The organism is Burkholderia aenigmatica (assembly GCF_048627025.1).
In the GTDB taxonomy this organism is placed as follows: Bacteria; Pseudomonadota; Gammaproteobacteria; order Burkholderiales; family Burkholderiaceae; genus Burkholderia; species Burkholderia aenigmatica.
In genome coordinates, this window is the sequence record NZ_CP184469.1 from 1,090,598 (window position 1) to 1,105,035 (window position 14,438).

Annotated in this window: 14 protein-coding genes; 10 read left to right on the plus strand and 4 right to left on the minus strand. The window is 65.5% G+C overall.

What is annotated here, in order from left to right:
• Nucleotides 1–28 precede the first annotated feature (28 nt).
• On the plus strand, nucleotides 29–1,810 hold the full coding sequence (locus ACN8ZM_RS22020; RefSeq protein WP_420212372.1) for a DKNYY domain-containing protein: 1,782 nt from the start codon (nucleotides 29–31) through the stop codon (nucleotides 1,808–1,810).
• Nucleotides 1,811–1,950: 140 nt separating this feature from the next.
• Here the strand turns inward: ACN8ZM_RS22020 and ACN8ZM_RS22025 are convergent, their stop codons facing one another.
• From ACN8ZM_RS22025 to ACN8ZM_RS22040, 4 genes are read right to left on the minus strand one after another with little or no spacing between them, the layout of a single operon-like run.
• The gene (locus ACN8ZM_RS22025) at nucleotides 1,951–2,334 is read right to left on the minus strand and encodes a GtrA family protein (RefSeq protein WP_043183829.1); all 384 of its coding nucleotides are present in this window, start codon (nucleotides 2,332–2,334) and stop codon (nucleotides 1,951–1,953) included.
• 15 nt (nucleotides 2,335–2,349) lie between these two features.
• Nucleotides 2,350–3,396, minus strand: a complete 1,047-nt coding sequence (locus tag ACN8ZM_RS22030) for a glycosyltransferase family 2 protein (RefSeq protein ID WP_043183827.1) — start codon at nucleotides 3,394–3,396, stop codon at nucleotides 2,350–2,352.
• 24 nt (nucleotides 3,397–3,420) lie between these two features.
• Nucleotides 3,421–4,800 carry a glycosyltransferase family 87 protein gene (locus tag ACN8ZM_RS22035; protein ID WP_420212373.1) on the minus strand — a complete coding sequence of 460 codons (1,380 nt, stop codon included), beginning with the start codon at nucleotides 4,798–4,800 and terminating at the stop codon, nucleotides 3,421–3,423.
• Nucleotides 4,800–6,038, minus strand: a complete 1,239-nt coding sequence (locus ACN8ZM_RS22040; protein WP_420212374.1) for a glycosyltransferase family 87 protein — start codon at nucleotides 6,036–6,038, stop codon at nucleotides 4,800–4,802. Before ACN8ZM_RS22040 ends, ACN8ZM_RS22035 begins: the two co-directional genes overlap by 1 nt.
• A 1,050-nt stretch (nucleotides 6,039–7,088) precedes the next feature.
• On the opposite strand from ACN8ZM_RS22040, the gene ACN8ZM_RS22045 reads away from it, so the two are divergent.
• The 9 genes from ACN8ZM_RS22045 to ACN8ZM_RS22085 all read left to right on the plus strand — a co-directional run bounded on the left by ACN8ZM_RS22045 (nucleotide 7,089) and on the right by ACN8ZM_RS22085 (nucleotide 14,432).
• Entirely contained in the window at nucleotides 7,089–7,280 is a 192-nt protein-coding gene (locus ACN8ZM_RS22045) for a Flp family type IVb pilin (RefSeq protein WP_089452629.1), read from the plus strand.
• 139 nt (nucleotides 7,281–7,419) lie between these two features.
• Nucleotides 7,420–7,602, plus strand: coding sequence for a Flp family type IVb pilin (locus tag ACN8ZM_RS22050; RefSeq protein WP_043183821.1), 183 nt, complete (start codon nucleotides 7,420–7,422; stop codon nucleotides 7,600–7,602).
• Between the two features lie 91 nt (nucleotides 7,603–7,693).
• Entirely contained in the window at nucleotides 7,694–7,900 is a 207-nt protein-coding gene (locus ACN8ZM_RS22055; protein ID WP_301770951.1) for a Flp family type IVb pilin, read from the plus strand.
• Between the two features lie 28 nt (nucleotides 7,901–7,928).
• Nucleotides 7,929–8,468: an A24 family peptidase gene (locus ACN8ZM_RS22060; protein WP_420212375.1), complete on the plus strand. Its 540-nt coding sequence runs from the start codon at nucleotides 7,929–7,931 to the stop codon at nucleotides 8,466–8,468.
• Nucleotides 8,469–8,500: 32 nt separating this feature from the next.
• On the plus strand, nucleotides 8,501–9,901 hold the full coding sequence (locus ACN8ZM_RS22065) for an ATP-binding protein (protein WP_420212376.1): 1,401 nt from the start codon (nucleotides 8,501–8,503) through the stop codon (nucleotides 9,899–9,901).
• A gap of 35 nt (nucleotides 9,902–9,936) precedes the next feature.
• A complete protein-coding gene (gene cpaB / locus ACN8ZM_RS22070) occupies nucleotides 9,937–10,776 on the plus strand; it encodes a Flp pilus assembly protein CpaB (RefSeq protein ID WP_043183817.1) in 840 nt (279 codons plus the stop codon).
• Nucleotides 10,777–10,880: 104 nt separating this feature from the next.
• Nucleotides 10,881–12,818 (plus strand): type II and III secretion system protein family protein, encoded by a 1,938-nt coding sequence (locus ACN8ZM_RS22075; protein ID WP_420212377.1) that lies wholly within the window; start codon nucleotides 10,881–10,883, stop codon nucleotides 12,816–12,818.
• A 20-nt stretch (nucleotides 12,819–12,838) separates the two neighbouring features.
• Nucleotides 12,839–13,135 carry a hypothetical protein gene (locus ACN8ZM_RS22080; protein ID WP_089452634.1) on the plus strand — a complete coding sequence of 99 codons (297 nt, stop codon included), beginning with the start codon at nucleotides 12,839–12,841 and terminating at the stop codon, nucleotides 13,133–13,135.
• Between the two features lie 25 nt (nucleotides 13,136–13,160).
• On the plus strand, nucleotides 13,161–14,432 hold the full coding sequence (locus ACN8ZM_RS22085) for a pilus assembly protein TadG-related protein (protein WP_420212378.1): 1,272 nt from the start codon (nucleotides 13,161–13,163) through the stop codon (nucleotides 14,430–14,432).
• The last annotated feature ends 6 nt before the right edge of the window (nucleotides 14,433–14,438 follow it).

Consider the following 14,438-nt stretch of genomic DNA (forward strand, 5'->3'; position numbering starts at 1 on the left):
CATGCAATGATTAAGGGAACACAAATAAATGGCTGAACCACTTTTCGTGCTCGCCGATGTCGAAATCAGTGAGGCGGCGTTGCGTCGATGGCTGAAATCCGCTCCACTTTCTGCCACGACATTCGATGACTGGCCAGGTTCAGTGGGTCGCGGCGATTCCGGGATCTCCCACGCGGCAACATCGGCGGACCTCAGTGTCGCTGACGGATTGGTTGCCCATTGCGTGAGCAGCTTTGGGCTGGGTGATGGTCACCTTCATTGCAACTACGACAAACAAGCAAAAGCGCTGCGTTTTGCGGTGTATTTTCAGTATGGCGATGAAGCGGGAGTCATGGAGTCCGCGCTTGCTTTCTGCGCGTTGCTGCGAGGTATTGCGGAAATCTACACGGCAAAAAAGCCGTCATTCATCCGCTTGTTCGACACCGGCGCCGATATTCTGTGCATCGAGATCAGTCAAAAGGCCTCGCGGATCGTGCCCGAACCTGTCAATGCGCAGGTGTCCCCCGATTGGTTCGATGAGTGGATCGGTCAAGAGAACTTCGGCGACCCGGACAACGTCATGGCTGTGCTGTTCCCTCCATTGGCACGGACCCTGAAGCAGCAGGTTGCACTGGGTGCGCTACGGGCCAGCCCGCAAGCGCCCTACGATTACGATCGTTTTTTCTGGACCGATGGCGAGCACGTTTACGGCGGCTCTTCGGATAACCCGGTAATGAGAAACGCAGACCCGAAAACCTTTCGCCGGGTCACGCCAGCAAACAGCATGGACTCGGCCTTTTATGCCGACGCGCGCCAGATCTGGTATCACCATCCGATGGTGGTCGTTGTGCCGGTGCAATCGCTCGAATCGGGCGCATCCATATCCATGCAGGGTTGGCGGCCCTTCAGTTCGGATGGAGAGCCGCTATTGCGTTGTGGCGACACCGTGTGGGCTGTCGCTAACGTGGATTATCCCAACGGGGGAAGTATTTTCGGTCACGCGGACTACCCGAACGGCGGGAATACCGAAGGCAACGTCAAGAGCGTCTTGCGCATCATTCAAGCGCACGGCGGCATTCCAGTATGGGAGAAGAGATACAACTTCGAGTATGTTCGCCCCACCCGGGTGGAGGGCGCATCGTTCGTCCATGTAAAAGACTGTCTGTTTGAAGATGGCAAGTCAGTCTATGTCCAGACGGATCGGGGCCTGATCCGCATGGAGGGCGCCCTTCCAGGAATGACGACGTATCTGGGCGGACTGAGCTGCAACAACGGACGGTTCTTTCGTCAAGGGCATGCGATCAAGCGCCCACTCGATGCCGCCATGCTGCGCTATCTTGACTACGATTTATATGCAGACAATCACCACGTCTACCAGCTTCGAGATGTCTCGGATGGCCATGCGTTCAGCCCGGACCTGCATATCTTGCAGGATGCGGAGCCGGCAGCGTTCCGGATCATGCGCGCGCTGCCGAACGCGACTATCAGCGCGGATGCGCAGCATGTCTGGCTCAACGGCGAGGTCATCCCGGACTCGCCTCCCGAAGCCGTCAAATTCATGGGTTCATTCTTTTGGACGGACGGAAATCGTGTTTATAACTGCGAAAAGCTGATTCAGGATGCTGATCCGAAGAAATTCACCGTGCTGGCTGACTCCGATCGGGCTGACTCCGATTACGCGCGCCAGGGCAAGGTAGTCTATTTCCGCGCCGAACAGATTCCCGACGCCGATGCGGCCAGTTTTGTCGCGGACGGTAGGACTGCAGCTCACGACCGGCATCGGCGCTATGAATTCGATCGGCCCGTTGAATCTCGGGATCGCGAGTCCTGAAAAAAGGGCGTCGAGTGACTGACGGGCTGTTGAAATCATTCACCGCGTGACCTGTCGGCGACAGAGCGAATCGCACGGCCCTACACACGGGCCGCCGGAAGATTCGCGCTTTCGGGAGCGGCGCGGAGGAGCAAGGTCGCTTACCGGTAGGTCCAGAACCGGTGCAGCACGAACGTGGTTGGAGGAATCAGCAGCGCGATCGCGACGATGCTCATCCCGCGGGACACGTCGAGCGCTTCGGCCGCCCGCGCGAGCAGCAGCGTTTCGGCGAAGCCGGCCAGCGTGACCGCGAGAAAGCGCACCACGTTGCGCGTGCGCACCGTCGACGAAAAGCTCCACAGCGTATTCGCGAGATACGAGAACGCCGTCGCGCAGAGGAATGCGATCGCGTTCGCCGTCACCAGCGTCGCGTCGAACCGCGCGAACATCGCCGCCGCGACCAGCGCGTGGATCGCGGTCGAGCAGAGCCCGGACACGCCGAAGCGCATGAGCCGCGTGCGCTCGGCATAAAGCAGGGCGATCATGGCCGTCGGTGCGCGTCAGCGTACGCTGCCGAGCCGCGCACGGGTCGGCTGCACGCGCCGGCGTGCGATCTGGCGGCGCGCATCGCGCGCGACCGGGAGCTCGATCACCTTGCTGTGCGCCTGGTAGCGGCGGCGGATCAGGTAGACGGGCCGTTGCTTCGACTCGTCGTAGATCCGCCCGACGTATTCGCCGACGATCCCGATCCCGATGAGCTCGATGCCGCCGATGAACAGCGTGACCGAGATCAGCGACGCGTAGCCGAGCACCGGATTGCCGAACAGCAGCGTGCGGAAGATGATGAACGAGCCGTACAGGAAGGCGAGTGCGGCGATGCCGACGCCGATGTAGGTCCAGCTGCGCAGCGGCACGGTGCTGAAGCTGGTGATGCCTTCCAGCGCGAAATTCCACAGCTTCCAGCCGGAGAATTTCGAGTGTCCGGCACTGCGCGCGTCGCGCTGGTATTCGACGATCACGGTCCGATAGCCGACCCACGCGAACAGCCCCTTCATGAAGCGATGCCGCTCGGGCAGGTTGCGCAGCGCGTTCACGACCTTGCGATCCATCAGCCGGAAATCGCCGACGTTCTCCGGCAGTTTCACGTCCGACAGCATGTTGTGCACGCGATAGTAGATCGCGGCCGCGGTGCGCTTCGCGAACGAATCGCACGCGCGGTTGCTGCGCTTCGCGGCGACGACTTCCGCGCCGTCGCGCCAGTGTTCGATCATCACGGGAATCAGACTCGGCGGATCCTGCAGGTCGGCGTCGAGCGGGATCACCGCGTCGCCGACGGCTTCGTCGAGACCGGCCGTCAGCGCGGCTTCCTTGCCGAAGTTGCGGGTGAGGTCGATCACGCGCACGCGCCGCTCGCCGGTGCTGATCCGGATCAGCCGCTCGAGCGTGTCGTCGCGGCTGCCGTCGTTCACGCAGACGATCTCGAAACGGATCGCGTCGATCGACGTCATCAGCGGAATCACGATGTCGAAGAAGCGTTCGACGGCTTCGCCTTCGTTATAGAACGGCACGACCAGCGATACGAGCGGTGTAAAGAGTGGTTCCCGCATGATGATTCCCCTTGTGATGTCGCTTCACCGATGGGCGCCGATGGTCGGTCTGCCGGTGCGGCGCAATCCGTACGCCGGGCGGTGGTGCGTTCTGGCCTGATGCGTGAACGCGGTTTCGGTCGTGTTGTCGCTTGCGTCCGGCATCGACGGCACGTCGTGTCGTTCCCGGGCGATCCGGCCGACGAGCAGCCCGAGCGACGCCAGCGTGACGAGCGGCATGAACTGGAACGACAGATGCGGCACGACGGCGAGGCCCGCGAGCGGCATCAGCCACAGCAGCACCAGCCATTCGCGGTCGAAGCGCCGCCAGCCGTGCGTCCACGCATAGCGCACGTACCACGCGATCACGATGCCGTACCAGGTCAGGTCGTAGTCGTACAGATAGGGGCTGACGAGCAGGCAGGCACAGGCGAGGGTCGCGGCGCGCAGCGCATACGAGCACGCGCCGCGCCATGCATAGACGACGGCGATGGCCGCGATCGATGCCGACAGCAGCTGAAGTCCGCTGGCGACGTAGGCGGGCCAGCCCGCCATCGCGGCCAGCGCGAACACGGTGGGCATCCGCGCGAGCTTCGCGTGGCCGGCGCCGACGACCTGGTAGACCTCGTGCATCGCGTGGGCGAACGCAAGCCACGAGTCGGTACCGAACGCGAGCGCGGCGAGCGCGACACAGGCGGCAATCGTCGCCGCCCACGCGGCCAGCGCACGCCACTGGCCGGCGCACAGCAGCGCGAGCGGGATCAGGATGGCCACCTGCGGCTTCATCATCAGCATGCCGAAGCAGATCCCGGCCCAGACGGGGCGGCGATTCAGCAGCAGCAGGCCGAGGCCGCCGAGCGTGGCGGTAAACAGGCTGGTTTGCCCGACGATGACGGTCACGAAGACGGCGGGGAAGGCCAGCGCGCACAGCCACGCGGTGCCGCGCTGCACGGTCGCATGAATGACGGCGGCGAACAGCACGCACGTGATCCCGAGCCAGAGCACGACCGCCGCCATATACGGCAGCCAGCCCAGCGGCAAGACCAGCAACAGCATGCTGGGCGGATAGAGCCACAGGAGCACGCCGTTCTCGAGATTCATGCCCGGGACGGCGATCTGCTGGATCGCGAACAACGCGTCGAAATGCCAGACGTCGGCGGCACGCCCGTGCGCGGCGAGCCATGCGGCGCTCCAGATTGCGGAAAAATCCTGCGACAGCGGGGTCAGCGCGTTGGCATGCTGCAAGGCCACCCGGGCAATATAGATGCCGATGAACAGCAGCTCGGTCAGCAACACGCCGGTGGCGTAGGCGCGCACGCGATCGCGATTGAGCCAGTGCGGATAGCGGCGCGGGCCGGCGATCGGGAGCTCCGGATGCACATCCATCGCGGGATGGGCATGGCGAATGGAAAGGGGCGTCTTCATCACGCGTTCCGCGGCGAGCGCTGCGCGGTGCGGCGAACGACGACGAACAGCACGGCAAGCAGCACGATCGGACCGATCTGCGGCAGCTTCATCAACCGGTTCAGCATCTCGAAGATCGGCAGCAGCCAGGCCAGCACGAGCACGGCCTGGTCGCCGGGCAGCCAGCCTTCATCGAAGCCATGGGCGATCAGGCAGAAGATCGCGATACCGAGCCAGGTCAGTTCGTAGTGCCACAGATAGGGCGTAATCAGCAAGGTGGCGACGGACAGGACTGCGCCGCGCAAGCGCATGTCGGGCGTGCGGCGCCACACGTCGATGGTCGCCGCGATCGCGAGCAGCGCAACCACCGCCTGCGCGGTCAGCGCGACCGCCACCGATGCGCCCGCGAGCCGCAGCGCGGCGAACGGCGTCGGCGACGCAAGCCAGTACGACGGCAGCATGAAATGCTGGTCGCGCACCGTCGACACGGCCGCGCCCAGCCCATGCAGCGCGCCGGCACCGGTCAGCGCGATCCCGGCCGCGGCTAACAGCGTCGCGCTGATTGCCGCCGCCCCGAACGCGCGCCACGCACGCGCGGCGATCAGCGCGAACGGGAACACCACGGCCAGTTGCGGCTTGATCGCGAGCAGCCCGATCAACACGCCGGCCGCGATCGGGCGCTTGCCGAGCAGATGCAGCGCGAGTGCGGCGATGCCGGCGGTCAGGATGCTGTTCTGGCCGAACAGTGCGGACAGGCACACGGCCGAATACGCGATCATGACGAGCGCCGTGGCGCGCGGCACGGGAAGATGCGCGCGCAATCCCGACAACCGCGAGACGGCGAACGCATAGCATAAAAGACTGCCCGCGGAAAAAAGGAGGTAAGCGGGCAGGAAAGGCACAAGGGCAACCGGCGCGATGAACAGCAACATCGTCGGCGGATAGAGCCAGGGGAGCGGCCGATGCTGCAGATACGCACCGAAGTGCGCGGTCTCGGCCTGCAGGAATGACGTAGGGTCGTAGGCCGATGCGGCATGGCCTTGCAACACGAGATGCGATGCGGTCCAGAAGACCGAGAAGTCGACACCCGGACGGGTAACGTCGCTCGATGTAAAGCCATCGGTCACGACGCCCCAAACGGCCAGCAATGCGACGAAGAGCATCAGCACGATGCAGCTGTACGGAATGATCCGGTCGGCTGTCAGCCATTGAGCACAGCGTACGGCGCGAACGCGCGTCCCACGATTGGCTGTGTACATGATTCCCCGTCTGTGTGTAGAGGCTGCGTGGTCTGTCGCAGCCGTTTCATGTTGTCGTGCCTGCGGATCGAATCGCCCTGAAATGGCGTTGTCCGGTGAATTCATTGTTGAAGAAAAAATCGCGTGATGCAAACCGCGCACTGAAAGCCGGTATTTAGATTGTCTGGCGAGACGCGCGAAAAGCGTGTTTTCAGGTATGAGTAATCGACGCGATCGGCATTTTTGTTTCTGCGTTGAAACATTCCGTCATTTTGACCGGGGCCGCATCCCGCCGATCGCGTGCAGCGCAGGCCGCTGCGGACGTTCGGGAAAATCCCGAGTAAAAATTTTTGATCCTTGACGCAGCGCGGCTGCGGGCGTTCCGGCTTACAACGCTTGCGGACGAACCCATATCAATTCTGAAACATTTCTCGCATCGGGCCGTGGGCCGACGAACGCGGGCATCGCCGGAACCCTTGATACGCCTGGATTTCGCCCTGGGTGGCCTGCTCTTTGCGTAAGCGTTGGCACGGCAGTCGACGAGGTGACGACCGGGCGGTTCCGGCAAAAGACAGACGGAACCAGCTTCGGAATCACCTGCGGAAAGGAAGGCCGGAGCGCGTCGGGGAATACGCAGCTCCAGGTGGATTCACCACGCAGCTTTCGTCGAATGACCAATGAGACCCGGTCTCTTCAGGGCAATAAGAAATCGGCATGGCAGCATATGGGGAATAAAAATGAAAGACCACAGCACAGTGCGGCTCGCAAACCGCGTTAAAGACACATTGCAGCTTTGCCGGGAGTTTGTCTCCCGTTCAACTGGATTCCATGCGTCGAACGGCAGTCGTGCCGTTCCGGTCGACCGGATCGCGCGGTTCATCCGGCCGGTCGCACCGTACACGCCTCTCTGGCTCTCTGCCTCATTGATACCCGTTCGCACGGACAGGGATGTGCATCCCCGTTCCCGCAGCTGAGCGGCGCGTTCCGATTTTTCGAGTAGTGCCGGTGGTGCCCGTCCCGACGTCCTGGCGGACGAAGGGTAATTAATAGCAGTCCGAAAGGAGAGTACCTATGTCAAGAATCATCGAAAAGATCGCCTGGTTCGTTCAGGATCAGGACGGCGTGACGGCCATCGAGTACGGCCTGATCGCTGCGCTGATCGCGGTCGGCATCATCGTCGCATTGACGGCGGTGGGTACGGACCTGTCGAACGTGTTCAGCACGATCGCGTCAAGTCTGGACTCGGCGGTAACAGCACTCTGATGGACGGTACGACGAACGAAACATCCGAATTGCTCGTCGCCACCACACGGCATCAACACCTGCCTCGCCGTATCGATGCATGGTCATCCGACCAGCCGGCACCCGAGGTGCTTAAAAGTAACCACGCAAGGAGATCATCATGTCCAAGTTCATTCAACAAGCCGCCCGTTTCGTGCGCGATGAAGACGGCGTGACCGCCATCGAATACGGCCTCATCGCTGCACTGATCGCAGTCGGCATCATCGTCGCAGTCACCGCGGTCGGCACGGAGCTCAAGACCGTGTTCACCACGATCGCTGCCGACCTGACCTCGGCCATTTGAGGCCGTTGAAGGGCAGCGCGTGCGGACGGCTCGGCCGGTGCAGCGTTCGAGCCGCTCCCACGCCCCCGATGACCGGGAACCGGAGACCATCATGCAACCCAGGGTGCGTATCGCAAGCTCCAGGTTCGGCGACGAACGGGGCGTGACGTCGATCGAGTCTGCGTTCCTCGCCGCGACGTTCGCTGTCGCGGTGCTGGGCAGCGTCGTGACGCTGCGGGGCTCGCTTGCCGATACGTACGTGGTGATCGCAACGGCCGTCATGGCCGCCGCCGCCACCGCGCTGGCGATGGTTTCCTGATCCTTCGATCCGCTCCGTGAGGTTCGCCATGTTACCCGTTGCGCCGCCTTACCCGATTCCGTTGTGCGTGACGCTGCTCGCGGTTGCCGCGGCCGGCACGGACATCGCGGCCCGCCGCATCCCGAACCGCCTCGTCGCGCTCGGCCTCGCCGGCGCGCTGGTCGCCCAGTGCGTGTTGCACGGCGTCGTGGCGGGCGCACTCGGCTGGTTTGCCGGCGCCGCGACCGGTTTCGCGCTGCTGCTGCCGTTCTACCTGTTGCGCGGAATGGCGGCCGGCGACGTGAAGCTGATGCTCGCGATCGGCGCATGGGTCGGCGCGCAAATGACGTTTTACATCGTGCTGGCCACCTTCGTGGCCGGCGGGATCGGTGCACTCGCGGTCGTGCTGTTGCGCGGGCGGATGCGCCAGATGTGGGCGAACGTCCGCGCACTGATCGCGCGGCACGCGCAAGGCAAGGGTGCGGCCGCCGCCGACGGCGCCGCGGAAATGACGTCGGTCGGCTCGCTGCCGTATGGCGTAGCGATCGCGGCCGGCACGCTGGCCATGTTGTTCGCGTCGTACGTGTAGCGCGACGCATCCGCAACGAGGACGGAACGACCATGAACACGAACCATACCGAACCGAGACGCGACGCGCAGGTGGCCCATCTGCCCGATCCGTTGCCGTCGCGGGAGGCGCATACGAAGCTGGGCATGCCATTGCCCGCGGCGCCGCGCTCGCTCGACGACACGGGACTGAGCAAGACGTTCGTCGCCGGGCTCGTGCTGAAGTCGACGCTGATGCTCGGCCGCCCGTCGTACGGCGACCTGGTCGAGCGGCACTGCCTGCCGCTCGCGGTGCTCGACGACGTCTTTGCATTCCTGGTGCGCGAGCACCTCGTCGAACTCACCCATCGCGGTGCGACCGATCTCGACGTGACGTTCCGCCTGACCGACGCGGGCCGCGTGCTGGCGCTCGAGGAACGGGCGCGCAGCGGCTACAGCGGGCCCGCGCCGGTGACGCTCGACGCGTATCTCGAATGCGTGGCCGCGCATTCGGTGCGCAACCTGCACATCGGCCAGAACGACGTGTGGGCCGCCTTCGAAGGCATCGTGATCGACACGGCGGTGCTCGACGCGGCGGCCGCGGCGCTGAACGCGGGCCGTCCGCTGCTGATCTACGGCCCGGCCGGCAGCGGCAAGACCTTTCTCGCCGAGCGGCTCGGCTCGCTGATGCACGGTTACGTGCCGGTGCCGCACGCGATCTGCGCGGCCGGCGAAGTGATCCAGATCTACGATCCGCTCGTGCATGTCGACGCGGCATCGCAACCCGGCGGCCAGTCGGTCGATCGCCGCTGGCGCCTGTGCGAACGGCCGGTCGTGATGTCCGGCGGCGAACTGACGCTCGACGAGCTCGACCTGCGCCGCGACGAGGCCGCCGGCTTCTACCAGGCGCCGCCGCACATGAAGGCGAACATGGGCATGTACGTCGTCGACGATCTCGGCCGGCAGCGCGTCGAGCCGCGCGACCTGCTCAATCGCTGGCTGCGCCCGCTCGATCGCGGCGTCGACTTCATGACGCTCGAATCCGGCAACCGCTTCGTCATGCCGTTCGACGTCTGGCCGGTGTTCTCGAGCAACCTGTCGCCGGAGCAACTGGGCGACGACGCGTTCCTGCGCCGCCTCGGCTCGAAGCTGCATGTCGGCGCGCTGTCGATCGACGACTACCGCGCATTGTTCGACGCGGCCTGCTCGTCGCTGGGCCTCGTCGCGGCACACGACGCATTCGACTACCTGCTGCATCGGCTGCACCTGCCGACCGGCAAGGCGTTTCTCGCCTGTTTCCCGGCAGACCTGTTGCGTCTCGTGGCTGCCGGCGCGCGTTACCGCGGCGATCCGCCCGAAGTGACGCACGACGCGCTGTACGACGCCTGGGCGAGCTATTTCGGTTCAGCGCCTGAACGGGACGGCGGCCATCCGCCGCCCGTCGAGCGCGGCGGGCGCACCAGCGTCACCGGTTGAGCGGTTTCTTTCACGATTCGTCGAGGAGCATTGCCATGAAAAACAGTCGAGCGGTCATGATGCTGGTCGTCGCGATGGTCGCGGGTCTTGCCGCGGTCCTGTTCGCGTCCCACTGGCTGATGCAGACATCCACGAGCTCGGTCACGCCGGTTGCGGTGGCGGCCACCGACCTGAACCTGGGCGAACCGCTCGGGCCGAACCAGATCCACATGGTGAACTGGCCGTCGGGCAGCGTGCCGACCGGCGCGTTCACCGATACCAAGTCGCTCGAAGGGCGCGTGGTCCGCACCAGCCTGTCGCGGGACGAGCCGGTGATCGAGTCGAAGCTCGCGCCGATCGGCACGAAGGGCGGGCTGTCCGCGGTGATCTCGGACGGCAGCCGCGCGATCACGGTGCGCGTGAACGACGTGGTCGGCGTCGCGGGCTTCGCGCTGCCGGGCAACTACGTCGACGTGATCGTCAACACGCAGGAACAGCAAGGCAAGACCGACGGGCAGAGCATCTCCAAGATCGTGCTCGAACACATCCTCGTGCTCGCCGTCGCGCAGCAGGTCAGCCGCGACGACACGGCGCCGAAGGTCGTCAACGCGGTCACGCTGGAAGTCACGCCCGACCAGGCCGAACGGCTCGACCTCGCACGCAGCGTCGGCACGCTGTCGCTCGTGCTGCGCAACCAGGTCGACCAGAAGACGCTGAACACCGACGGCGCGACCAAGCTGACGCTGCTCGGCAAGGAGCCCGCACCCGAAGCGCCGCCGGCACCGGTCCATGTACGGACGGTACGCGTACACGTCGCATCGCACGCGGCGCCGGAAGTGCGGCGCGACTGCGTCGGCGTGCTGACGGGCGTGCGGGGCAGCGTCGAATGTTTCTGAAGCAGACCTATTCATCCAGATAAACAGATCGGCCGTCAGTGAGACACGGCGGCCTTGGAAGTCGATAACCGGCGCAGCGCCGGTCTCTCGGGGGATCAGACGAAATGAAGATCAAACCGCAATGCACAGGTACCGGCCCGCTGCGTACACGCGTCGCTCGGGGCACGATGATGGCCGCGATCCTCTGTTCCGGATGGCTGACCGTCTATGGCGCACTGGCCCAGGAGGGTGTCGAGTCGGCCGTGCTGACGAAAGGGGGCGCCAGCGCGCCGGCCGCGGTCGGCAAGGGGCCGATGCAGATGACGATCAGCATGGCGCCGGTGGCGGCCGCCGCACCCGCCGCGTCGGCGGGACCGCTGCGCGGGCCGAACTGCGTCGGCGCGGTGCGTGAATCGACCAGCGTCAGCGTGCCGCTCGGCAAGTCGCTGCTGGTGCCGATGCCGGAGCCGGTCCGCAATCGGACGATCGGCAATCCGGCCGTCGCGCAGGCCACGATGGTGTCGCCGCAGACGCTGTACATCCTCGGGCTGTCGGTCGGCACGACCAACATGATCGTGCAGGGCAGAAGCGGTGCATGCCGGGTGATCGACGTGGCGGTGGGCGCGGATGCCGGCGGCCTGCAGGCGTCGCTGCAGCAGTTGATGCCGAACGAACGCGACATTCGCGTGACGACCGCGGCCGGCACGATCGTGCTGTCGGGCACGGTGTCGAGCTCGCAGGCCGCGCAACAGGCCGTGCAGATCGCGCACGCCTACGGCGACAGCTCCGGCGACCCGGCCGCGGGCGGCAAGCCAGGCGGTGGCGGCGTGCTGAACATGCTGGCCGTCACGTCGCCGCAGCAGGTGATGCTCGAGGTGAAGGTGGCCGAGGTGTCGAAGACGCTGTTGAACCAGATGGGCAGCGCATTCAACATCCAGGGCGGGTTCGGTTCGTGGAGCGGCGCGCTGGTCAGCAACCTGCTGGCGGGCGTCGCGAGCGGGGCCGTCTTCAACAAGGCGAACAACAAGCCGTTCAGCATCGCGGCCGATGTGCAGAACACCGACAACCTCGTCAAGATCCTCGCGGAACCGAATCTCGTGACGATCAGCGGCCAGGAAGCGACGTTCCTCGCCGGCGGCAAGATCTTCATCCCGATCCCGCAGAGCAGCGGCAACGGCACGTCGTCGATCACGCTGCAGGAAGAGGAATTCGGCGTCGCGCTGAAGTTCACGCCGACCGTGCTGGCGAATGGCCGGATCAGCCTGAAGGTGGCGCCGGAAGTGTCGGAACTGTCGCAGACGGGCGTCACGCTGAGCGCGACCAACATCGGCGGCACGTCGATCCTGCCGCTGATCACGACACGGCGCGCGTCGACGACGGTCCAGATGAGCGACGGCGAATCGTTCGCGATCGGCGGGCTGATCAAGGACAACGTGACGGGCGCGCTGAAGTCGATCCCGGGTGTCGGCGAAGTGCCGGTGCTCGGCGCGCTGTTCCGCAGCACGTCGTTCCAGCAGGACCGTACCGAGCTGATCTTCCTGATCACGCCGCACCTCGTGAAGCCGCTGCAGACCGCCGACGTGCCGCTGCCGACCGACAGCTTCTCGAAGCCGAACGAAGCCGACGTGTATGCGACCGGCAACATGGAAGGCCGCGGCGGGGTTCGCAAGCCAGGCGCACAACCGGCGAACGGCGCAGCAGCAGCCCCGCAGGCACCGGCTCAGGCACCCGCTCAAGCCCCCGCACCGGCGCCGCAATCGGATGCGCCGGCCGGCCCGGCCGCCGCGCTGCCCGCGCCGCGCGCGCCGCACGGTGCGGACGCGCAGCCGCCGGTAACGGCCGAGCCGCAGAAGGCGCCCGCGCCGGTGGCGGCCACCGTGCCGCAATCCGACGCGGCCAACGCGGCCCGTATCGCGCACATCGAAGCCGCCGCCGCGCGCCTTGCCGCGGCCGGCTCCAACGCACCGGCCCAGCCGGCGACGCCGGCGCGACCGAAGCACCGGATCCCGGCGGCTGCCCACGCGCAGATCGCCCGCTCGGAACCCGAGTCCACCGATCGTTGATGCCATCCAAGGGGACACTCATGAAATCCGCCTACCTCGTATTCGTGCGCCGCGCGGCGCTCGCCGTACCGCTGGCCTTCGCGCTTGCCGGTTGCATGTCGTCGACCCCGGTGTGGGACACCCGCTTCGGCGAATCGGTCCGCGCCGTGACACAAGCCCAGATCATCGATCCGCATGCCGCCGAACACGCGGCCGCGACGACGGTGGTCGACGGCAACGCGGCCGCGTCGGCGCTCGACAACTACGACAAGTCGTTCAAGCAGATCGATCCGCCCACCAATGCGTTCGTGATCGGCATCGGCAAGGCCAACCAGTAACGACGGCACGCTCAGGGAGAACGCCATGAACAGCGCAGCTCGCTATCCGAAAGTCATGCGTCGCAGCCTGCATCGCCAGCGCGGTGCCGTCGCGATCATCGTCGGTCTCGCACTGGCGGTGATGATCGGGTTCGTCGGCCTCGCGCTGGATCTTGGCAAGCTGTACGTCACGCGCAGCGAACTGCAGAACAGCGCCGATGCGTGCGCGCTGTCCGCTGCGCGTGATCTGACCGGGGCCATCAGCCTCTCCGTGGCCGAGGCGGACGGCATCGCCGCCGGCCACCTGAATTTCGTGTTCTTCCAGAACAAGTCGGTGCAGTTGTCGACGAACGCGAACGTCACGTTCAGCGATTCGCTGACCAATGCGTTCCTGACGAAGAACTCGGTCACGACGCCGGCCAACATCAAGTACGTACAGTGCACGGCGTCGCTGAGCAACATCGCGCACTGGTTCATCGAGGTGCTGAACGTGCTGCCGGGCGCGAAGCTGGCAAACGCGGCGACCGTGTCGGCCAGCGCGATCGCGACGGTGGGCGGTGGCCAGACGACCTGCGCGATCCCGGTGTTCGTGTGCCGCGCAACCGGCGCGCCGTCCTACAACGTCGGCGACTGGATCACGTCGCCGTCCGGGTCGTCGTCGACCTACGGGCCCGGCAACTTCGGCTGGGCGGCGCTCGACGGCTCGACGAACGAACCCACCCTGGCCGGCGAGCTGTCGGGCAACACCTGCAACATCACGAGCCCGCCGGACCTCAGCACCACGGGCTTGAAGTCGGCGTCGCTGCGTGCCTGGAATACGCGCTTCGGTATCTATACGAACGGCGCGAACGGGTCGAGCGGCCAGCCGGACTTCACCGGTTACGCGTATGTCGGCCCGAACTACGGGCCGCCCGGAACCGCCGGCATCAAGGGTGACGCCTACACGCAGTTCGTGACCGACCGCACGACCTTCAAGTCCTACCAGGGCGACGGCGCGCCGCCGTCGGGCAGCGGGGTCGCGACCAACGGCACGTGGTCGCAGGCCAATTACCAGAATAACGGTGGCGACCGCCGCGTCGCGCTTGCCCCGGAAGGCGACTGCTCGACGCTGAACGGCAACAGCGGCAAGGTGCACGTCACGCAATGGGATTGCGTGCTGATGCTCGATCCGCTGCCGTTCAGCCCCGGCAGCGGCGGTGTCGTCGCGCACCTCGAATATCTCGGCTCGTCGGTTTCCGGCAACAACCCGTGCGCGACGCACGGGATGCCGGGCAGCGGCAGCGCGTCCGGGACCCAGGTTCCGATGCTCGTTCAATAGCGGAGA